The following is a 20,149-nucleotide window of genomic DNA, read 5'->3' on the forward strand; positions in this document are numbered from 1 at the left end:
ATAAATTCTGAATATTGGAAAGGACGCAAGGAGGTCAAAATAATGTCAGCAAACACAGATTCTATTAATCTCTACAAAGACACTACTGGAAGGTGGCGTTGGCAGAGAAAAGCATCCAATGGTGCTATTGTTGGAGCTTCAACGGAAGGGTATGTTAATAAAAAAGACTGTAGAGACAATGCGATAAGGAATATGGTTGAAGTAAGCATTCATGAATAGATCTCCCAGTAACTATTACTGGGAGATCTATTTTTTGAGCTTTGTAGAGTGAGACGAGGAACCTGTCCCCGCATCCCATCCACCATTTATCCAATCACGTGCCCCCAGCCATTTTCTTCTGTGGCATAGAAGTCACCAATCGTGAAGCCTCCGCCTAAGACTTCAAAGGGGTGCAAGTCGCCTAATGGATCTGTTTCTAGTCCCTGCAAATGGACGGTTACTTTCGTTAGGTACTTTTCTTTTGTTTGGAAATCTGGTGATGTGTCTCTTGATGTAATTCTCGTCGAGTGTATTCCTGGTTTATTAGGGTTTGGGAATGCATGGATATTTAGGTGAGGAGTTAGTGTTGCATCTGGTATTTTTTCAATTGTCTCCTCGAGGTTACATTCCAATCGGATAATTTCTTTTCCGTATCTTGTTGCTTTTGCTGTTACGTTAGCGCCATTGTGATCTAAGGTAATGTCAGCGTATTTTTTTGGATATCCCCATAACTCTCTTCCTGCTGCAATGGCGGCATCATGGTTTTCGTATTCATATAAAAAGTAGCCACCATACGTATCATCATATTTCACAGGAATCGTTAATGCACAATCCATGTATGGGATTTTATCGCAATTGGAAAAATCGGTTATCGACACAAATAGGATATTATCCACATAGTCAAATGGAGTATCTTCTAGATAACGCTTGATAACCGTTTCGTCCACTCGAAGGTACGCAAAGATGGATTTTTGATCCATGCACTCATATGGTACAAAAGGTGAGGGATAAAGTGGTGCATGGACCGGCATGTTGTTGTGTTTCATCATGTGACCTCCTGTTCTTTTATATGGTTTGATTCAGGTGATTGTTCGATTTTTGGTTGATGGGGTGTGAGTTTACTGACGATAACAATGGCTAAGATAGCGGCAATTGTACCTGGAATTAACTCATACAAATAAGCAGCGTAAGGAGTTTCTTTCCAGATTATCGTGATAACTGCACCAGATACCATACCAGCAAACGCTCCCCATTTTGTAACGAAATTTGAATAAAGCATCATGATGAGAAGTGGTCCGAAGCTAGCTCCTAAGCCTGCCCACGCATACAAGACTAGTGTGAATACAGCTTCGATGTTCATTAAAGCTATTCCAGTAGCTACTAATCCTAAGCCAATCATGGTCCAACGGCTTATTTTTACTAGTTGCTTATTGGTGAAGTCTTTTTTGACCACAGATTTCAAAATATCACTAGCCAATGCTTGTGTTGCTACCATTAGCTGAGATGAGAACGTGGACTGAATAGCTGCAAAAATAGCCCCTAATACTATTCCGGCTAGTATAGGGTGCATGGTGTCCAGGGTTAAGTTTGGGAATACATACTCTGGATCATTAATTGATGGAACTAAAATACGCCCGATTAATCCGAGTAAGTTAGAACCAGTCATCACGACAATTACCCAGAACATAGCGATGATGGTACCACTTTTTACACTTGCTTCATCTTTTGCAGATAGGAAACGTTGGACGATATGGGGTTGACCAGGTTCTCCAAGCCCAAAGCCAACTAGACCTACAATGACACCGAAAGCTGCTGCTCCTGTTGAGCCACCACCTGTCGATAGCAGTATGGGATCGATGGATTGAAGTGTTTTAAAAAATTTTCCGAAGCCACCCAATTGTCCGAGAATCATATACAAAGGGAAAATAATTAAAACCGCTAGCATGATTATCCCTTGTGTAACATCGGTCCATACGACAGAACGGTAGCCACCAAATATAGCGTAGCCGATTACGAAAGCAGCAGACAAAACAAGTCCGGTATTAAATTGGATACTTAGAATAGAATCTAGTGCTTTCCCTGCAGCGGTTAATTGTGATGCCATATAAGCAATGAAAAAGATTGCAATAATGATGCTTGCGGTAATTTTGATAAGATTTGTTTTATCACCTAGTTTTTTACCGAAAAAATCAGCAAGGCTTAACGCGTTTGTATCTTTTCCGGATTCCCGAAGCTTAGGTGCAACGATAAACCAATTGATAAAATACCCAGCAACGAATCCTGGCAACATCCACATCGTAGAAATTCCGGCTGCATAGGCGTACCCTGCTGCACCTATGAAAATCCACCCGCTTGTATCCGTAGCGCCAGCGCTGATTGCTGTAGCTACTGGACCAAAGTTTCGGTCTCCCAAGTAATAGCCTTCTTCACTTTTTGTTATAAATCTTTCTGCCATGATGCCAATCGCGAACACAAGGGTTAGGTACAAAAGAAAGGTAATAATCATTTTGCTTTGTCACCCTTTCGTTTATTTAGATTGACGAGAAGAATCGTAAGGAGCATACTGCCTACCGGTGTAATGACATAAAAGAACCAGATTAACGCCTCATTTTGCATACAACCTCACTCCTTTTTTATATTTTAAAGCTTCACTTTCGAAGAGCCTTCTAATTTTTCTAGAACATTACCGTAAGATAAGGTGAAATCACCGACTACGTATTGTGCACCTATTACGGACACGTCGCCGAGTTCCGCCAAAGGATCTGCATCAGAATGTTCCCAATTTACTGTAGCAGAGCCTGTCTTTTTTTCATGGAATGTAGCATTTTCGAATTCATTTCGGATGATCCAGTTAATATCTGTTCCGTAAACCTCTGGGTGGGGCATGCGTTTTACCTGCAATCTTGGGAAAAGGGCAGGGGGTTCAAAATCTAGCTCTTCTTTCTTGAACTGAATTTCAAGGATGGTTTTACCTTTACGTTTGATGCTTCCATATACTTCGTCATCTGTTTGATGGAACGTGACCTCGCCTAATTTCTTCGGATAACCCCAAATTTCTCGACCAGCACAAAGGGCATCATCTGTATCAACATATTCAAATGCCATGCACGCTCCGTCTAACTCTTTATACTTACATGGAATCACAAGCCCACCTTCAGAATAGGGATCTAGACCTTCAACATAATCATTTTGTAGAACAAATACTTCGAACACGTCTGATGTTACTTCGAATTCTTTTGGCAAAAATTGCTGGAGTTTCGTTTTGTCTGCCTTGCAAAAAGCACTAACCTTTTTAAAGTTTTTATAGTGATACGGTAGTTTGGAGTATAAAGGAGCATACTCCGGTAAAATCGAATACTCATAGGATTTCATTATTCATTCTCCCCTTTCTAATCTGTTACCCCCTTATATGCAAAAAACGTGCCAACATAAAGAGTGTTGATTTGACGGAATTTTAAGAAAATTTAATATCTACATAACTCACATCATTTATATGAAAATGGGTAATTACTCAATTTTGGGTAGGTTTTTCATCTTTTGCTTATACACTTCCGAATTTAAATTGTATTTCTTGATTTTATTACTCAATGTTTGTTGTGGTATATCTAAATTTCTAGCTGCTTTAGAGATGTTGCCATTTGTTGTAGACAACTGCTTCGTAATAAGGTCGATTTCAAGTTTTCTCACTTCATGTTGTAGTGTAGTATTCCGGTCGTTTTTTACATAATCTTCTGAAGTAGTTTGAGGGGGAAGAGAGACAATCTCATCCACTTGGATATCTTCTTTCTGGATAATGCTAGATGTAGTAAGGTTCATCGCTCGTTCAATCATGTTTCTTAATTCACGAATGTTTCCAGGCCAATTGTAGTTATAAAAATAATCCATCACTTCCTCATCAACCTTTATGACACTCTTCTGCAATTCATCGTTATAGAGGTTTATAAAGTGATCAACTAGTAATGGAATATCACTTTTTCGATTCCGCAATGGAGGTAATTCAAGATAAAGGACATTTAATCTATAATATAAATCAGCTCGCAATTCCTTTTTATGTAGCAATTCCTTGGGGGGAACATTGGTTGCTGCAATCAATCGAAAAGATACGGAAATCTCTTTTGAGCCACCCACTCTACGGACTTTTTTATCTTGAAGAACACGCAATAATTTTCCCTGTAACGATAAAGGCATGGAATTGATCTCGTCTAAGAAGAGGAGACCTCCATCAGCTAATTCAAATAAACCTGGTCTATCCTCAGCTCCAGTAAAACTACCTTTCACCGTCCCAAATAAAATACCCTCTAACAAACTTTCTGGAATGGCAGCACAGTTTTGAGCAATGAAGGGAGCATTTTTTTCCATCGAAGAATTCTTGATAGCTTGAACAACCAATTCCTTCCCAGTACCCGTTTCACCATATAAAAAAATTGGTGATGTGCTTTTAGCGTACACGGGGATTTTCTCCTTCAATTGTTGTATTTCAGGCGTAGCACCTATGAAATGGTCTGTACTTGAGATCTTGTATGGATTTTTCTTGTTCTGGGATTCAGATTGTTGTTGTTGAAGATGTACTAAGCGTTCAGAAGTATCATGAAGGGCAGAGACGTCTTCAAACACCTCGAATACACCTACAATGACGTTATCTTCATAAATCGGGTAAGTCGACGTAAGCGTAGTTTTTCGTTCTCCTCTATATGTAATGAACGTTTGAACATTATCTATTATTGACTGACCTGATTCCAACACTTTTAAGATGGTGCTATTTGACTTACTAAGGTTGGGGAAAACAGAGAATAATGATTTTCCAATAACATTCTCAGGGTTTAATCCAATATGCTCCGCAGCCTTATTCATGTAAAAAAACGTCAAATCCGCATCAACAATGATTACACGTTCCCTCAACGTCTCGATCACTTGCTCGTAAATTTGTGAATTAGTAAAACGGTATCCCATACTAGACCATCCTTTCTTTTTGTTTACTATATCATGAAGTAGGAAAGGAGGGACATGGGAGAAGATGAGACGCGGGGACAGGTCCCTCGTCTCATTTTGGGATGGAGGGACAGGTCCCTCATCCCAAAATGAGTTGAAAGAACGATAAATGAAAATAGGGAGACAAAGAGGTGGTCCCCCCGACCAAATATCAGGAGTGAATCAAGGACGCGAAACGAAACAATGTCGGCTTACGCAGATTCTATTAATCTCTACAAAGACACTACTGGAAGGTGGCGTTGGTAGAGAAAAGCATCCAATGGTGCTATCGTTGGAGCTTCTACGGAAGGTTACGTTAATAAGATAAGAACGACTGCAAAGACAATGTGAAAAGAAATATGGTTCAAGTAAGCAGATCTCCCAGTAATAATTACAGGGAGATCTATTTTTTGAGCTTTGTAGAGTGAGACGAGGAACCTGTCCCCGCATCCCATTTTTCTTTCAATACATATTGATAGAATAGTCTGAAAAAAATTATAATTGAAGTGTGATAGAAATATAAGTAATGTTGCAAAGAGGAGATGACTGTTGTGAGAAAGAGAATTGAGGAAATTGCACAACGATTACCAGAAGGTCACAAGGATATCGCGGTGTATACAGACCATGTGTTTGAGGCATTGGATAACTACTCAGAGGAACATCGTAAATTGATTGCTACCAATGCAGCTCATGGTGCTGATCCAAATCCAGACACGGAAAAAGAATTTCGGGACAACATTGCTGATACGAAGCGGATGATGATTCAAGTATTAGAAAAAACTGCCCAAGATTTTGAGCACAAAGGCGATAAATATTGGGATAAGAACTATGATGATGGCATAGATATGTAAATCCTCATAGGAAGTGAAAAACCTCCAGTTACTGGAGGTTTTTATTTTGAATGGGAAGAGATACCTGTCCCTTCATATCACCTTGGAGGAGAGCGCAGTGAACTTATCTCTACTGTCTCTTTAGAACAATAACCCCATCAATCACTTGCATATCATTGAATGGATTGTCTTGTGCTACTGCTTGTATGGTGAAGTCTGGGTGGAAATACCCTAATTTAAACTTCTCTCGAATTTGTTTCGACTTCTGAGAAGTAGTGTTTTGTTTTGTTCCGAAATATTCTAAAACTACATCTAGTGAAACATAAGAATCATTATCTTTATCAAATAAAAAGTTGATTGTAGCTAATGCATGAATGACCCAGCAGCCCAATTCTTAATTTTTCCCCTCGAGAAAGGAACCTCTCTTTTTCTAGCCATTTTCTCGATAAGTTTTTTACTAATCTCTGCGTATTCGTCAGTTAAGTATTGGTTCCGACACAAACGCTTGGTCAATTGATTCTTCATCAACAAGCATGATGTTCTCTTCATGAAATTCCCGTTGATTTAATTGTTCAAATACATACAGTAGAGAGAAGCTCTTGAAGAAGTTTTTGAGAAGCTTATCCAATGGAGAGCGGGAAATAAGACTTCTGACGAGATGATTGCTTCGCTTGTCGTCTTTACTGATACTATTGTTTGAGTGAAAAGAATGGGATGAAGGGACAGGTCCCTCGTCTCATTTTTTAAAGATGGTCTCTGAGCATGATAGATTTTTATAAAAAAATGGACCTCCAACCATAGGAGGTCCATTTATATTCATCTACTGAGTAGATACTTCTTTTATTTTATCTGCTGTACGCAAAGGAGGACTCGATGCTGATTGAGATCCATCCCAATACACTATTATCTTTGTGCCAACCTTTAAATTTTTGTACTCACCCCTTGGGAAATGATAGTAAGCACCGTTACTATTTTTAGCTATATCTTCTAATTCTTCAGCATTTTTGTTAGAGATCTCATCTTCACTTATGTTCGGTATCAATAATATTTCGGTAAGATTATTCACATCATCTTTCTTCTGCACAACGATTCCTTCCTGTTGATGTGTAGATTGCCCGCAAGATCCCAGAACAAAAGCAAATAGAATGAAGGGAATCAATTTTTTCAAATTAATGACCTCCTTATAAAATAGTCATCACACATATCAAAACACATTGAACTTAGATGTTTAAAGTGTATCATACGTTTCCATATTTTGTGTTAGAGCACATTTTATTCAATCATTCATTTAGCTTTATTTCGTTGGTTTTGTATGCTATCTAACCCATGAAAGTTTAATAAAAAAAGGGCACAAGAGGCAGTGATACTACCGCTTGTGTCCCTAACCTATTACTAAATGAAACGAGGTACCTGTCCCTCCGTCTCACTTAAACATCAACTGGTTCTGGTTCGGAAACTTTTGGTTTTCTGACCAATGCCATAATTCCAGCGATCAAATAAGCAATGCCGCCAAAGAAGCTAAGGAATAATGTAGCAATGGTGCCGATAACAGCTGTCACAATCAAAATGATGCCGCTAGTTTTTGGCTTCTTGTTCCCTTTTAGTAAAAAGATAGACAGGCCGCCTAATCCTACTCCTATTAAGGAAGCAACCAATACATACGTAGTAAAACTACTAATCATATTAGCCATTTCATTCAGGTCAATCGTCTGTCCACCTTCCATTTGGGAGTACGTTTCATTTAACGACTCTTGAAGCATTTGCTGAAATTCAGGATTGCCCTGCACGCTTAAGAAAATAATGCTTAGGCCTAGTAATCCTGTGAACATGACCATGCCTATAATAGTAATGATAATTTCTGCTTTTCGACTCATCCATAAACCTCCTCTATCAAACATGTAACATAACTCCCTCTACTATATCATGGCACCGGCTTTTGAACATAATAACAGCATTTACCAACTTTCCTTCAACGGCGTCAGACCCCATCGTGCTAATTTGGAAAAGAGAATTGCATATTCCTGAATCTTTGGGACGAGGAACCTGTCCCTGCGTCTCACCCTTCATCTGAGGCGAAACAACCATGGAGAACACCCCTCTAGAAGCCGATATAAAGAAAGTACGATGATGAAGGGGAGACGTGTGATGTGATGTTTTACAGAATAATAGTATGTTTGTTTTTGTCATTTATGATTGTTGGAGGTTTACCGATACATGGGGAAAAACGGGATTATCGTTCCTCTTATAGCACTTGGGTGTGGAGAACGTATCAGATCGTTGATCACCAAGAGGAGTTATTTCGTGAGTTAGAATCAAAACGAGTACAGAAAATCTATCTTCAAGTGAACCGGGATATCTCAAAAGTTGAATACAGAACGTTCATTCAGAAAGCTAGTAAAAAGGGGATGGATGTTTATGCGTTAGAAGGATCACCTAGTTGGGTTGAAATAGATAATCAACGAGCTTCGTTGTTCATGGATTGGTTGGAAAAGTATCAAAAAGAGGCAAGTCAGCCTCAGCAGTTCACAGGTATTCATCTTGATGTGGAACCTCATGCTCATGCCATGTGGGACACAAATCAACAAAAGGCCATTACTAGATATCAAGCTATCTTAAAATCGTTTCGTAAAAAGGCTGCTGCGCTGAATCTTCCTTTTGAATCGGATCTTCCCTTTTGGTTTGATGGTGTATCATTTGATAACGAAAATGGTAAAGGGCGCCTAAGCGATTGGGTTATCCGAAATACGGATGGTATTACGGTTTTGGCTTACCGAAATTTTGTGGAAGGTAAAAATGGAATCATTCCATTGATTGAGCATGAAACGGAGTATGCCAATAAGCTGAATACAAAGGTGGAAGTTGGGGTGGAGACGAAGGATATGAACCCTGCCTATTTGACCTTTTATGAGCTGGGACAACAACAAATGAATGACGTACTTGGAAAAGTAGCCAACCACTACGGTGATGCATCCAGCTTCAATGGGTTTGCCGTTCATGAATATAATAGTTGGACAGAAATCGATAAGGAACCGATCTCATATGAAGAAGATGCCTTTATATTGTACAAATCGAAAAAGAATGTTGGTGTGAATCATAACTGGGTGATTCAGCTTAATACAGCCTTAGATGAGGAGTCTGTTCATAGTAAAACCGTCTATGTAAAAAAGGATAATGGAGAAAAGATAGATGTGAACGTGAACCTTGAAGGTGCTGATCGAGTGGTGGTTCAGTCCCCTAAGGGAGGATATGAAACAGGGGCGTCTTATACGCTATATATCGATGACGAGGTATTATCGGTGAAAGGGAAAAAAATGAAAAATGGCGTGTTCATGCCATTCATGATAGAAAACTAGTTTGCGGTGATGTGATGAAGAAATGGGACGAGGAACCTGTCCCTGTATCTCAAATTGGGACGAGGAACCTGTCCCCGCATCCCACCCTGGCACCTGTTTGCTATTATCGTTTATACTTAAGTCAGTATGTACTAGAAATGAGGTGGGGCTACATGATCAAGCACTACACGATTCACTACCAACACGGCGTTGGTGTGGAGAACGAAGATGCCTATGTCCTGAATGAAGAAGCTGGTATTTTTGCTGTTATCGACGGGGCAACTGGGATAGGTGGTCTTCCTGGCAAGCTATCTTCAGCTACGATGAAGGAGTCGCTGGATACTTCGGAGAGCGGCACCACTCTTTTTCAAGAGGTAACACGAGCTAATCAGGAAGTAGGCAAAAGAAATGCGGAGCAAAACGGCCATGACCATATTGATAACGTTCCCCGTCAGGATCGTAGCACGTGCGGTATGGCGGCCATTAAACTGTATGAATCCGGTCAAATGGAGTTCGCTCATACTGGGGATTGTATGTTGTTTATCGAATACAGTAACAATGATATCCGATGCGTGACGTATGATCATGTGTCCAAATTTGATAGCGTCACGATCGCTTCTGTGGAACAAACATGGGATGAGCTGTTGGAGCCTGGAGAAAATCCAAATACATGGTCAGAGGATCGCATTGAACAAGCCTTAAGGGATATTCGTGAAAAAAATATGCCGATTCTGAAGCGGAACCGTTCGAACATTAATAAAAAACATGGCTACAGCATCATCGATGGAAGCAAGGATGCCGAACAGTTCATGGAGCATGGAAAGCTCTACTTACATAACGCGACACGAATTCTCATGCTTTCCGACGGACTTCAGCTCCCTGATAGCAAAGCCAACGGCCAGCAAGTTTGGATGGAGACCGCAACTTATGCATTTGATCATGGGCTAGAGAAGTTGCAGGAAAAGGTAAATCATCTTGAAAAAGAGGATCCTGCATGTATTCGGTATCCTCGGTTGAAGCAGGCGGATGATAAGACTGGGGTTTTGATTGAGTTAATAGAATAGAATGGTAATAGTCGCTTCTCCATTATAGGAGGAGCGATTTTTTTATTGTCGGGAAATTGTTAAGTGTAGGCCCCAGCATATACGTTGTTCTCAGGAAGCTTGAACCTTTTTTTAATTTCCAAACAACTAGAATTTGAGTCATAATTCCTATGCCTTCTAATATTGTCATAGATGTAGTGGTAAATTGGAGGGAGTGTAGTGATGAACTTTTGTACGGAGTGTGGTCATCCTATGAAAGAGGATCAAATGTATTGTGAAGAGTGCGGGACTAAGAGAGAGGTTAATCCTAATCCTAAACAAAAAGAAATCATTCCAAATGCGCCTTATAGGGCTCAACGACCTAAGCAACCTATGTCCAAGCAAAACAAGTTTATTCTAGCTACGTTAGGAATTGTTGCGGTTTTGTTAATAGGCACTCATTTTATTCTTACATCATTATTTGATCCCATGAAGACGATACAAGCCGTAGATAGGGCGCTCATAGACAATGACAGTGGTGCATTTTTTCAAGAGGTATCAGTAGACGAAGCAGCTTTATTAGATAAGCAACAGTACTTAACGTATGTAAAAGAACTAGAGTGGGATCAACTTCGAGCTCAACTTGTAGAAGCTGTTGAAGCGGAAGAGGGGGATTTTTTTGATACACCCATAATGGACCCTAATGGAGGTGCTATTTTTGTGGTGAAAAGGGAAGCGATTATTCCAGGTTTATATTTTACCTATAGCATTGAAGCCATACCGAATCAAATTGCATTATCCTCGAATTTCGACTCTACTTTTTCAATAGATGACAGATCCATAGATATACAGGCAGGTGACTATTATACAGACTTCCTTACAGCATATCCTGGAGAATACACAATCGTGGGTACTGCGTCCAATCAATATGGAAAGTTTAATATGGAAGAAAGAATTACTGTAGAGGCCTCTCAAAATCAAAAATCCAAATATGAACTACATTTTCCTTCTCGTCGTTTTTACTTAGATACAAACGAGAGTAATGCGATCTTGTTTTTGAATGGGAAAAGTACGAACAAGAGGATAGCTGACTTTCAAGGAGAGTTAGGACCATTACCGACGAATGGGCGTGCGGAAGTTTATGCTGAATGGACTTCTAGTAAGGGAGAGAAGGTTCAATCACAAGTGCTGAATTTGAATGAACACACTAGTGATGCGCTTTATATTGACATTGTTAAGCCTAAAAAAGAAGAAGCCCAAACAGAGGTAGTGACTAAATCGAAAGAGGATGAAAAAGAAGAGGAATCCAATACAGAAACCAGCGAAACAGTTGAAACGTCCATAAGTGAACAGCAAGCTATTCAACATGTGCTTACCTTTCGAAATAATTACGAGACTGCGTTAAATACAAAAGACTATAGTAAAATTGCCAATTTTTTATTAGACGGCGGATCTGCTTATGAGGAGTTATTTGCCTACATTAATGACATTAAAGGGGAGGAGTTCGTTTTTAATTTTACAAGGAATCAAGTTACAAATAGTAAGATTGTTAATAAAAACACAGCGCTGATATCAACGGCTGAGAACTTCATTTTTACAAACAATCAAGGTCAGCAAATGGAATATGACAGATATAAAACCTACACAGTTATGTTGATAGAGGGTGTTTATAAGATAAAAACAATTGATATAAGTGATACAGAAACGAAAGATTTATAGTAATATCGAATTTCATGAAAGGAGGAGAGAGGTACATAAGCGAGATGGAAATATTTCATCCAGAGGGGGAGACATATGAATACATGTTCAAATTGTGGGATCACGTTAGAGGGTGGGAAGTTCTGTGGTAAATGCGGTACTCCTGTAGCGGAAGGTGTAACAGGAATCTCTGAAATTACGCAGGAAGCGAAGCCAGTCCTAGCGAATGATGGAGGGTATGTACAGGTTACACATGATCCTGCGAAGCCAAACGCTGTAAAAGAAGCAACGAGTCACTACTTTAATTTTATAAAAGATATATGGACCCAACCGACCAAAGCAGCTCGTTCGGCAGACGAAAGCTTATTGATGAACGGTGTCATTTCTGTGGTTCTATATGCGCTAATGTTTCCGCTTATTTTGTACGTAGGAATGAGAAGTGTTCTTGGGACAATGGGCGTATTAGGAGAATTTGCAGGCGCAGCTGTACCCTTAGGAAAAATGTTTCTTCAGCCGTTTCTATATTTCACTCTGTTCCTCGCAATAGTTAGTGTTATCATGTTTGGACTTATAAAACTAAGCAATTCCAACATAACCTATAAAAAAGTCGTTACGCTATTTGGAATCTATCTCATTGCTCCCGCTATTATATTAGTTCTATCTCTCCTTTCCTTGCTAGTTAACATCTATTCGTTATTCACTATATTCTTGATACTTGGTTTTCTTGGATTGTTTGCATCTATTGCGTTCAGTTTCCAAACACTCAACCGTGACTATACAGGTGGATTAGATCCTCAGTACAGTACCTTTTTAACTTATATTGGAATAGGAATTGTGATATGGCTTTTCGCTGAAAGTCAATTTATTTCAAATCTTCGGCAGTTCTATGAAGAGATGAATTATTTAATGTGACATCCTATTAGAAAAAATCACTTCTCCATATGGGGGAGTGATTTTTTATCGTATAGCGAGCTATAAAAATGTTGGCTCGTGTAAAATGGACCACGTCCAGCTCCAGAGCCCACCGACTAGTATGTTTCCGTCGTCTCCGTACGATAAGTTAACATCGAATCGATTGCGCTTTTGTTCTTTAGGAATGAAACGGATTACGGATGAAATCGTATAACTATTAAAGGAGAGATGCGTGATGCTTAAATACCTAGGTATCGGCTCGGTTATTACATTAGTAGGTTTGATCCACGGTTTCTACACAAAAGATTGGGAAATGGCGCTGACCATCATTGGTGTAGGTGGTGTCGGGCCTTTACTAGGCGTAGCGTTACTGACTGGAATTTTTGTGAGCGGCGACCAGTATCGGTTTAATAAAAAAGTGGAGATGGAAGAGGATAAGGAGAAAAAAGACTCTTGGATTACGAGGTTGTTGATGATTAGTGCGCCGAATATTGGGTTATTGATTGTGCTGTTTGTCGTTAGTTATGTAGCTGGGTAAGAAAGGAGGGGAACGATGGCATTTATTCCTTTACCTATATTTTGCATCATTTTTGGTGTTATTGGGGTATTCGTAAATTTGAAAAATGTCATGAACGGTAATGTTAGCGAAGCATTTGTGGGAATATTTTTAGGCGTTATTGCTGGTGTGTTGATCGATATTTTCTTCCTATTGTTAAATCGATTGAAATAATAAAAAGGTCCACTAACTAGAGTGAACCCTTTTCGCGTCGCTTTAGAAGCCTTCCATTGCTTGATCCTTCAACTCTTGCTTCCATCGCTCCTTCATTTGCTCGTAGTTTTCTTTCACCTCAGAAGCGGCGTCTTTGCTGTGGCCATTTTCGGCTAATTTCGATTGCATGGAGCTATAGATAGTCTTGAAGGCGCTATCCATATTAGATTCTAAGCGGTCTGCGGCTTCCTTATATTTTTGATAAAAGTACGAGTAGGAGACATCCTCTCCGTTGTTTTTCTTCCTTTGATATTCTGCCAAGGCGTGTTTAGCTAGTTCATCTATTTTTGATTGGGCTTGTTGTTCCAATTTATTGATAGCTGGTTGATGATTTTGCTTGATTTCATTTACAGTTAGATTGTCGTCTGATGATGTGTTTTTGTCTGAAGGGGATTCCGATTGTTGCTCGTTGTTAGACTTCGTTTGTTGTTCTGACATCTCTACCTGGAACTCAGAATCGACAATCTCGTCCACTTGCTGATCGGCTGTATCGTAATCCTTTATGAAGAACAGGTATGCCACCCATCCAGCTCCAATCAGAACAATACTAAAGAAGATAATGCCAATCCATTTCCGCATAAATGTTCACTCCTGAATGAGACGAGGAGACAGGTTCCTCATCTCATTTATTGCTTTTGGGATGAGGAACCTGTCCCTCCGTCCCATCGCTTTTAGATGAATTATAGCATGTATAGAATGAAAGTTAATAGCGCAAAGGTCTCTTCTCGGTGCCAGACCCTCAGCACGTTACGGCGTCACCGCACTATCACAATGGGGGTCTGACACCGAGAAAGGAGTAATACCCGACAACTACTGGAATACTAAGTGCTAATGACGGGTAAGTACCTACATACCATAAAAAAAGTGCCATACAAAAAGGAGCGTTACATATGAAAAAACTAGTACACAAAGCCAGGTGGGTTTTACTGCTAGGAATGCTTTTACCTATACTCCAGCCTGGTTCAGCAGAGGCTGCTTTTGGTCCTGATGAATGGCTGGAATACAGGTTAAATGATGCGAATAATCCAGTGCATCAGTCTGAGGGTGAAACGCCATTAGAGAGCAAGAAGTTCGATACTAATGATCAAATCCGTTCCACGCCCGTTGTGGTGGGTAATCGTATTTTTATTGGGAATCATAATACCGGAGATTTGTACGCGTATAACATCAAAACAGGGGAGCAGTTGTGGACAAATCAGGCACCGAATTGGGTGCACTCGGAGATGATTTTCCATGACGGCAGTTTGTTTGTTGGGTTCGGAAATCGATTTTTTCAGGAGAATGGATTACGCGGAACGAAAGAAAGCGGTGTAATGGCGCTCGATGCAGATACAGGTGAGACGCTGTGGACTGCGAAGACAGAAGGCGAGGTCATGCCAACACCTGCCTATCATGATGGTTTTGTCTACGCGGCGACTGGGGACCGTCATTTGTACAAGCTGAATCCTGAATCAGGTGAAGTGAACGAAAAAATTGAAATCGGCTCCACGTTTAGTATGTCGTCCCCGAATATCTCAGATGGTAACTTATTTGTAGGTGGAGGAGCACCGAAGCCATATACATTCTATTCTGTGGACTTGGAAACAGATGAGATTGCATGGAAAACGGAAATTCCAGAAGTATTTGCTGGACTGGACGATGTCCCGCCTGCCATGGATGAAAACATCGTCGTTACAACAGCGCTTGAGAAAAAGACACTTTCCTTTAAAGAAGCGTATCAACAGGAAGGTTTCTTCCAAATGTATCAAGAGATGACCAAGTGGCTATTGAATATAGAAAGTCGCATAAAAAAGCCTGATCATATGATGTATGCCATGGATAAGGAAAGTGGCGAAATCCTATGGGAAAGCAGCCTTGGCATTGGAGATATGGTCTCGAATAATAAATCAGGTGCTCCGATGATTTACGATGGTAAGATTTTTGTAGGCAGTCCGATTACGAAGACGTTTTATGCTTATGATTTGAAAACGGGAGAGCAGCTATGGAATTTCCCTAATGCAGTAATGAAAGCTCCTCCTGTTGCGGCAGATGACGTTGTGTATTTTACGAATAAAAAAGGATTTGTGCACGCCCTTGATACAGAGACAGGCGAGGAGATTGGACGCAAGCTTCTTGGTGGAAAACTAGCCCCATCTGGCCCGATTATCATGAACGATACGCTAATAGTCGGTAGCCAGGATAGCAATGTATATGCCCTACCGACAGAAGAAATTCGCAATGCATCTGATGAATACGATGAAAAACTAGCAGCAGCAACAGACAGTAAAGGTGGCTATGTCTTTTTCGCTTATGTGCTGCCATTAGTGGTTCTAGGTATTGTGGTCGCAGCAGTAATTGCTGTCGTTAGAAGACGAAACAAACACTAGCGGTGCCAGCCCAGCGCTGTAGTAGTGTGGTAAAGTGCGAATGCTAGAAAAGGGAACGAGGCCGAAATGGTCTTGTTCCCTTTTTCTTTTTTAATGAAGGATGGCGTGCTCCACTCAACACCCATATAAACCAAAAACTGTTAAATCACTTTAAATAACCTATCAAAAAAGATACTATTAAGAAAAAGGAGGAATTAAATGAAAAAATTTTGTTTATCTATGATGTTAACCTTTATTCTTAGCTTTGTTGGCCTGCAGAGTACTGTTTTGGCTGAATCAAACTCAAACGAAAACATTGCCACCGATAAGATGTGGGCGATTACATTCAACACAACTATGTCACTTGAGTCTGCGAAAGAAGAAATTAATGTACATAATCATGATGGAGCGGTTATCTCTACTACAATCTCTTATGGAGCTAATGAAAAACAAATTCTTGTGCACCCTCCTAAGGAAAACTATGCTCCAAACACCACCTATACCCTTACTGTTCATGATGAAATAGTGAGTAAAAGCGGTGTGAAAGCCTCATACAATGAACTTCACTACCCAAAAGGAAGGGTGGGGAGATTATCACTCCATAAAAGAGATGCAAATGAAGGATCCAAAAGGGGAAGCCTACACAGTACATTTGCTAGCTGATGAACAACCACCAGCTATCTCTTCTTCAACTATGTGGTTTGATAATCCATACAAGGCTGAATTCAAGCTTGCAATTGAAAATGATGCTTCTAAAAAAATAGTATCTACTCCAATCGCAGGATCAGAAGAGACCACTTTCTATCAAAATGAAGCGGTTGCTTTAGATGATTTGGTTAGGAAAATAAACGACAACGTATTTGTGATCTCTCAGATGGCTTACTCCTCTTCAACAGAAGATTATTTTTATGCTGTTCAAGATGGAGGAATAGAGCTAATAACCTTTTCATTCGCAGATGGAGAAACGTCCTCTAACATAATTAACACATTTAAAAAGTTTGATTATCTAAATGACACCACCTATCAACAAGCTTTTTATAACAATGCATTTGGTTTAACCCTTCATACGCAATACACATTCAATCATGAAGACGTAGTATTTACCCAACAGCAAGGACTGGATGAAAAAGCATTCCAGAAAAAAGCGGAGGATATAGTCAATTCCGTACATGAAATCTTTTATGATGACCTTATTAGTACTGTTGGCAGTTCCGAAGAGCGCGATTTCTCTAGAATAAAAGATGATTTACGCCCGCTTGTTACACAGGATCATTTGGAAAAAATAGAGGATGCTTATTATGATGTCTGCATAGAGTGTGAGGCATGGTACATGAATGTCGATTGGTCTTGGGATATTCACATGAACACCTTAGAGAATACACCAAACCAAATGACAGCAGAGACCGTAGAGTTAGAAGGCATAATGGCTTCAGGTGGATACGATGTAGTTTCACTTAACAAGGAAAACGGAAACTGGAAGCTCGCTCATTTTTCAGGAAGTCTATTTGATAGTAATCGTCACTTAAATTTATCAAAAGACCAAGCCAAGCAAATTGCCCTAGAATTAAATACAGTTAACAGTGTCAGTTACTTAGGGAAAAACACAGAGCAAAATACAGACCATAATGGAGATACTTATACAACCACTATCTATCGTTTCTCTGTTAATGATGGAGAAGGGACAATGACAGTAGACGCTTCCACAGGCTCCGCTTTCTATTAGATTGCGGTGCCCGCGGCTATTATTGGTGCCAGACCGCCACTCCGGTAGAGCGCTAAAGCGGTATGCATCGATACAGCATGTTATACTATCCATAAACACCCTTAGCTGGAGTGATACTCATGCTAGAGAAACTAAAACAGTTGTTTACACCGAAGCAGTGCGCTATCTGCAAGCAAAAACCGCAAGAACCGCGCCCCTACTACAACGACCAGGGCGAGAAGGTGCTCGTTTGCCAGAAATGTGTGCCTTATGCGGAAAGGCGAGCGATGCGACGGGTATAATGTAACCATTCCAAACAAAAAACCTTATTGCCTCAGGATTACCTCTTGAGTGCAATAAGGTTAATTTATTGTAGTATTCAATTGTTTCTCCCCCTACAAATCGGTTATCTACCTGGTTTACGTTGGTCAATCATATCACGAATTTCAGCTTCTGTTAGGATCATTGGTTTTTCCTCCCCCTGTTTTCCATCTACGAATATCAACCGTTAGCGCGAAACGAATCGTACTACATCCAAACCATCTATCTAGGTCGGCGTTCTTCCATGATGTGTTCTAGCTCGAAGTCGTTATAGTTATACATACCATCACCTCCTTTTCTGTTTATATCGTTTATCTTGGTCTGCGTTGTTCCATTTCATACGCTACTTCAAATTCGTTAAACATGCTGTCATCCCCCTTTTGGTGGTGAGTTGTTGTTGTGTTTCTTTCTCTCTTTCTATCTTAAGTATAGGTGGTGGAGCATTTTTCCATAACGGCAGCGAGCATGAACTTTTCCCGGTCTATAGACGGAGAAGGCTCTCAGACTGCCACAGCGCCCCTACGTTATGATGGGGGAACGAGTCTTTTTAATGAACAAAAAACCTTATTGCCTCAGGATTTCATCTTGAGTGCAATAAGGTTAATTTACTGTATTCTTATTCAATTGTTTCTCCCCCTACAAATCGCTAGTTTCTCTCTATCTTCTTGGTTTCCGCTGGTCAATCATATCGCGAATTTCAGCTTCTGTGAGAATCATGGGTTTCTCCTCCTTTTTATGGATAATAGTTATCTTGGGCGACGTTCTTCGATTAGATGTTCTAATTCAAAATCATTAAACATAGGGTTTGCCTCCTTCTATGATGTGATTATCGTAAGTGAATCAATTTATTATTTAGGTTTACGTTGTTCCATTTCATACGCTACTTCAAATTCGTTAAACATGCTGTCATCCTCCTTTAGGTGGCGGGTTGTTGTTGTGTTTCTTTCTATCTTAAGTATAGGTGGTGGAGCATTTTTCCATAACGGCAGCGAGCATGAACTTTTCCCGGTCTATAGACGGAGAAGGCTCTCAGACTGCCCAGGTTGGCACAAAAAAAGCCCAACAAGCTCATTTAGGCCTGTTGGGACAGGGTGGGATACTGTATTGGATGTTAGTCACGTTGGTTAACCGTTATGCACGTATCGCTAGGCGGTATGCACAGTTTTTATGCTCATATCGCCCGCCGATACGCTCACTCCAGCGCGGTTTATACTCGTATCGCTGTTCGCTATACTCGCTCCGATCTGGTTTATACACGAATCGCCCGCCGATATGCACGCTTCATCCCGATTAATGCCCGTATCGCCCACCGATATGCATACTTCATCCCAGCGTATGCCCGTATCGACGACTGCTACGCTCGCTCCGACCCAGTTTATGCTCGCATCTCAACTCCATCACATCATAAAAAAAGACCTACAAGCTCCAGAGAGCCTGTAGATCTTTTCATTTTTATTAATGACCTAATTCAACAAGGGAAATATCAACAAGTTTAGAGGACTTCTCTTTTGTTTCGAAGTCGACTAGTAATTTGTAGTTGTCACCGATATTTTCATAAATCATGATGTAGTTGTCGCTTCCAATTGTGTTAACGCCTTCGCTTGTTGGTTCGCCAAGAACTTGAATGAGGTCTTCTCTGTGTAGGTCCATGTCAGATACATAGTTTGCAAGAACGTGGATGTAGTCGCTCTTGATTGAGTAGCCATATCCATAACCTTTGTCAGGGTAGCTCATAATGTCTGCGCCTTCTACGTCAGCTGTTTCAAAATCTGTTCCTATTTCATCTTTAACTTCTTGCTTCGTTACGCCTGTTTGTAGAGGCATGCCTTTCATTTTGCCTTCCGTTAACAGTTGTGCAAATTCTGAATCAAGATAAGAGTCCTCTTTTGCTGTATCAGCCGTAGTGAAGTCCATCGTAACGTCTTCTTTTAATGTTTTCCCATTCGTAAACTGTAAGTCTGAATCTACATTTAATGTGTAAGATGTATCTGGATCATAGTTGTCTGCTGGTGCGTACACATATGCTTTTTTTCCATCAAACGTAACCACGTTTTGTACTGCTTCGCCATCTTCATTCATGACTGCGATGTATTTGCGATTAGCAGCTGCGTCATCTACCTCTGTGTTAAAGGTAATCGTCCATTTTTTGCCTAAGGATACGTTTTCCTCTGCTTCCATTTCTTTTGCAGCGCTCACGGAAATGCTTGAAACAAGCATAATAGCAAGTGTAAGCATGATGGAACTCCAGATTTTTTTGTGCATGAAATACCT

At 40.2% G+C, this 20,149-nt stretch carries 19 protein-coding genes and 1 pseudogene; 11 read left to right on the forward strand and 9 right to left on the reverse strand.

Annotated features, from left to right (window positions below):
- The first annotated feature begins 42 nt into the window (after positions 1–42).
- Positions 43–219, forward strand: coding sequence for a YegP family protein (locus GLW08_RS10930; protein WP_160848687.1), 177 nt, complete (start codon positions 43–45; stop codon positions 217–219).
- An 86-nt stretch (positions 220–305) separates the two neighbouring features.
- Here GLW08_RS10930 and GLW08_RS10935 read toward each other — a convergent pair whose 3' ends face one another.
- From GLW08_RS10935 to GLW08_RS10950, 4 genes are all read right to left on the reverse strand, one after another.
- Positions 306–1,028: an acetoacetate decarboxylase family protein gene (locus GLW08_RS10935; protein WP_160848688.1), complete on the reverse strand. Its 723-nt coding sequence runs from the start codon at positions 1,026–1,028 to the stop codon at positions 306–308.
- Entirely contained in the window at positions 1,025–2,485 is a 1,461-nt protein-coding gene (locus GLW08_RS10940) for a sodium/proline symporter (protein WP_160848689.1), read from the reverse strand. The genes GLW08_RS10935 and GLW08_RS10940 overlap by 4 nt, the downstream gene beginning before the upstream one ends.
- Before the next feature lie 134 nt (positions 2,486–2,619).
- On the reverse strand, positions 2,620–3,351 hold the full coding sequence (locus GLW08_RS10945; protein WP_160848690.1) for an acetoacetate decarboxylase family protein: 732 nt from the start codon (positions 3,349–3,351) through the stop codon (positions 2,620–2,622).
- A gap of 135 nt (positions 3,352–3,486) precedes the next feature.
- Complete coding sequence (locus GLW08_RS10950) at positions 3,487–4,929, reverse strand: sigma-54 interaction domain-containing protein (protein WP_160848691.1); 1,443 nt, start codon at positions 4,927–4,929, stop codon at positions 3,487–3,489.
- A 569-nt stretch (positions 4,930–5,498) separates the two neighbouring features.
- Between GLW08_RS10950 and GLW08_RS10955 the strand changes: the two genes are divergently transcribed.
- Positions 5,499–5,798 (forward strand): hypothetical protein, encoded by a 300-nt coding sequence (locus GLW08_RS10955; RefSeq protein WP_160848692.1) that lies wholly within the window; start codon positions 5,499–5,501, stop codon positions 5,796–5,798.
- A 109-nt stretch (positions 5,799–5,907) separates the two neighbouring features.
- Here GLW08_RS10955 and GLW08_RS22420 read toward each other — a convergent pair.
- The 3 genes and pseudogenes from GLW08_RS22420 to GLW08_RS10970 all read right to left on the reverse strand — a co-directional run bounded on the left by GLW08_RS22420 (position 5,908) and on the right by GLW08_RS10970 (position 7,651).
- A pseudogene (locus tag GLW08_RS22420) lies at positions 5,908–6,326 on the reverse strand (DUF6398 domain-containing protein).
- Between the two features lie 271 nt (positions 6,327–6,597).
- Positions 6,598–6,945, reverse strand: coding sequence for a DUF3221 domain-containing protein (locus tag GLW08_RS10965; RefSeq protein ID WP_160848694.1), 348 nt, complete (start codon positions 6,943–6,945; stop codon positions 6,598–6,600).
- A gap of 259 nt (positions 6,946–7,204) precedes the next feature.
- Positions 7,205–7,651 (reverse strand): DUF4064 domain-containing protein, encoded by a 447-nt coding sequence (locus tag GLW08_RS10970; RefSeq protein WP_160848695.1) that lies wholly within the window; start codon positions 7,649–7,651, stop codon positions 7,205–7,207.
- A 273-nt stretch (positions 7,652–7,924) separates the two neighbouring features.
- Here GLW08_RS10970 and GLW08_RS10975 point away from each other — a divergent pair, with 273 nt between their 5' ends.
- The 6 genes from GLW08_RS10975 (at position 7,925) to GLW08_RS11000 (ending at position 13,471) form a co-directional block, all read left to right on the forward strand.
- Positions 7,925–9,130, forward strand: coding sequence for a hypothetical protein (locus GLW08_RS10975; protein WP_160848696.1), 1,206 nt, complete (start codon positions 7,925–7,927; stop codon positions 9,128–9,130).
- A gap of 152 nt (positions 9,131–9,282) precedes the next feature.
- Positions 9,283–10,173 carry a PP2C family serine/threonine-protein phosphatase gene (locus tag GLW08_RS10980; protein ID WP_160848697.1) on the forward strand — a complete coding sequence of 297 codons (891 nt, stop codon included), beginning with the start codon at positions 9,283–9,285 and terminating at the stop codon, positions 10,171–10,173.
- Positions 10,174–10,374: 201 nt separating this feature from the next.
- Entirely contained in the window at positions 10,375–11,850 is a 1,476-nt protein-coding gene (locus GLW08_RS10985) for a TcaA NTF2-like domain-containing protein (protein WP_423808693.1), read from the forward strand.
- Between the two features lie 75 nt (positions 11,851–11,925).
- Positions 11,926–12,741, forward strand: coding sequence for a zinc ribbon domain-containing protein (locus GLW08_RS10990; RefSeq protein ID WP_160848699.1), 816 nt, complete (start codon positions 11,926–11,928; stop codon positions 12,739–12,741).
- 235 nt (positions 12,742–12,976) lie between these two features.
- Complete coding sequence (locus tag GLW08_RS10995; protein ID WP_160848700.1) at positions 12,977–13,279, forward strand: DUF5316 family protein; 303 nt, start codon at positions 12,977–12,979, stop codon at positions 13,277–13,279.
- Between the two features lie 15 nt (positions 13,280–13,294).
- The gene (locus GLW08_RS11000; protein WP_160848701.1) at positions 13,295–13,471 is read left to right on the forward strand and encodes a hypothetical protein; all 177 of its coding nucleotides are present in this window, start codon (positions 13,295–13,297) and stop codon (positions 13,469–13,471) included.
- A 42-nt stretch (positions 13,472–13,513) separates the two neighbouring features.
- Here the strand turns inward: GLW08_RS11000 and GLW08_RS11005 are convergent, their stop codons facing one another.
- A complete protein-coding gene (locus GLW08_RS11005) occupies positions 13,514–14,089 on the reverse strand; it encodes a hypothetical protein (protein WP_160848702.1) in 576 nt (191 codons plus the stop codon).
- A 311-nt stretch (positions 14,090–14,400) separates the two neighbouring features.
- Here GLW08_RS11005 and GLW08_RS11010 point away from each other — a divergent pair, with 311 nt between their 5' ends.
- From GLW08_RS11010 to GLW08_RS11020, 3 genes are all read left to right on the forward strand, one after another.
- Positions 14,401–15,876 carry a PQQ-binding-like beta-propeller repeat protein gene (locus GLW08_RS11010; protein WP_160848703.1) on the forward strand — a complete coding sequence of 492 codons (1,476 nt, stop codon included), beginning with the start codon at positions 14,401–14,403 and terminating at the stop codon, positions 15,874–15,876.
- A 198-nt stretch (positions 15,877–16,074) separates the two neighbouring features.
- On the forward strand, positions 16,075–16,518 hold the full coding sequence (locus tag GLW08_RS11015) for an Ig-like domain-containing protein (protein ID WP_160848704.1): 444 nt from the start codon (positions 16,075–16,077) through the stop codon (positions 16,516–16,518).
- Positions 16,472–17,578, forward strand: coding sequence for a hypothetical protein (locus tag GLW08_RS11020; protein WP_160848705.1), 1,107 nt, complete (start codon positions 16,472–16,474; stop codon positions 17,576–17,578). The genes GLW08_RS11015 and GLW08_RS11020 overlap by 47 nt, the downstream gene beginning before the upstream one ends.
- Before the next feature lie 1,755 nt (positions 17,579–19,333).
- Here the strand turns inward: GLW08_RS11020 and GLW08_RS11025 are convergent.
- Positions 19,334–20,140, reverse strand: a complete 807-nt coding sequence (locus tag GLW08_RS11025) for an Ig-like domain-containing protein (RefSeq protein ID WP_160848706.1) — start codon at positions 20,138–20,140, stop codon at positions 19,334–19,336.
- Between the last annotated feature and the right edge of the window lie 9 nt (positions 20,141–20,149).

Origin of the sequence: Pontibacillus yanchengensis (genome assembly GCF_009856295.1) — a bacterium.
Lineage (GTDB): Bacteria > Bacillota > Bacilli > Bacillales > BH030062 > Pontibacillus > Pontibacillus yanchengensis_A.

What these genes read in the sequence shown, in the direction of transcription:
- GLW08_RS10990 (WP_160848699.1), top strand. Translation starts at nt 11,926, where the DNA reads ATGAATACATGTTCAAATTGTGGGATCACGTTAGAGGGTGGGAAGTTC.
- GLW08_RS10935 (WP_160848688.1), bottom strand. Translation starts at nt 1,028, where the DNA reads ATGATGAAACACAACAACATGCCGGTCCATGCACCACTTTATCCCTCA.
- GLW08_RS10980 (WP_160848697.1), top strand. Translation starts at nt 9,283, where the DNA reads ATGATCAAGCACTACACGATTCACTACCAACACGGCGTTGGTGTGGAG.
- GLW08_RS11005 (WP_160848702.1), bottom strand. Translation starts at nt 14,089, where the DNA reads ATGCGGAAATGGATTGGCATTATCTTCTTTAGTATTGTTCTGATTGGA.
- GLW08_RS11015 (WP_160848704.1), top strand. Translation starts at nt 16,075, where the DNA reads ATGAAAAAATTTTGTTTATCTATGATGTTAACCTTTATTCTTAGCTTT.
- GLW08_RS11000 (WP_160848701.1), top strand. Translation starts at nt 13,295, where the DNA reads ATGGCATTTATTCCTTTACCTATATTTTGCATCATTTTTGGTGTTATT.
- GLW08_RS10940 (WP_160848689.1), bottom strand. Translation starts at nt 2,485, where the DNA reads ATGATTATTACCTTTCTTTTGTACCTAACCCTTGTGTTCGCGATTGGC.
- GLW08_RS10930 (WP_160848687.1), top strand. Translation starts at nt 43, where the DNA reads ATGTCAGCAAACACAGATTCTATTAATCTCTACAAAGACACTACTGGA.
- GLW08_RS10985 (WP_423808693.1), top strand. Translation starts at nt 10,375, where the DNA reads ATGAACTTTTGTACGGAGTGTGGTCATCCTATGAAAGAGGATCAAATG.
- GLW08_RS10995 (WP_160848700.1), top strand. Translation starts at nt 12,977, where the DNA reads ATGCTTAAATACCTAGGTATCGGCTCGGTTATTACATTAGTAGGTTTG.
- GLW08_RS10970 (WP_160848695.1), bottom strand. Translation starts at nt 7,651, where the DNA reads ATGAGTCGAAAAGCAGAAATTATCATTACTATTATAGGCATGGTCATG.
- GLW08_RS10945 (WP_160848690.1), bottom strand. Translation starts at nt 3,351, where the DNA reads ATGAAATCCTATGAGTATTCGATTTTACCGGAGTATGCTCCTTTATAC.
- GLW08_RS11010 (WP_160848703.1), top strand. Translation starts at nt 14,401, where the DNA reads ATGAAAAAACTAGTACACAAAGCCAGGTGGGTTTTACTGCTAGGAATG.
- GLW08_RS11020 (WP_160848705.1), top strand. Translation starts at nt 16,472, where the DNA reads ATGAAGGATCCAAAAGGGGAAGCCTACACAGTACATTTGCTAGCTGAT.
- GLW08_RS11025 (WP_160848706.1), bottom strand. Translation starts at nt 20,140, where the DNA reads ATGCACAAAAAAATCTGGAGTTCCATCATGCTTACACTTGCTATTATG.
- GLW08_RS10950 (WP_160848691.1), bottom strand. Translation starts at nt 4,929, where the DNA reads ATGGGATACCGTTTTACTAATTCACAAATTTACGAGCAAGTGATCGAG.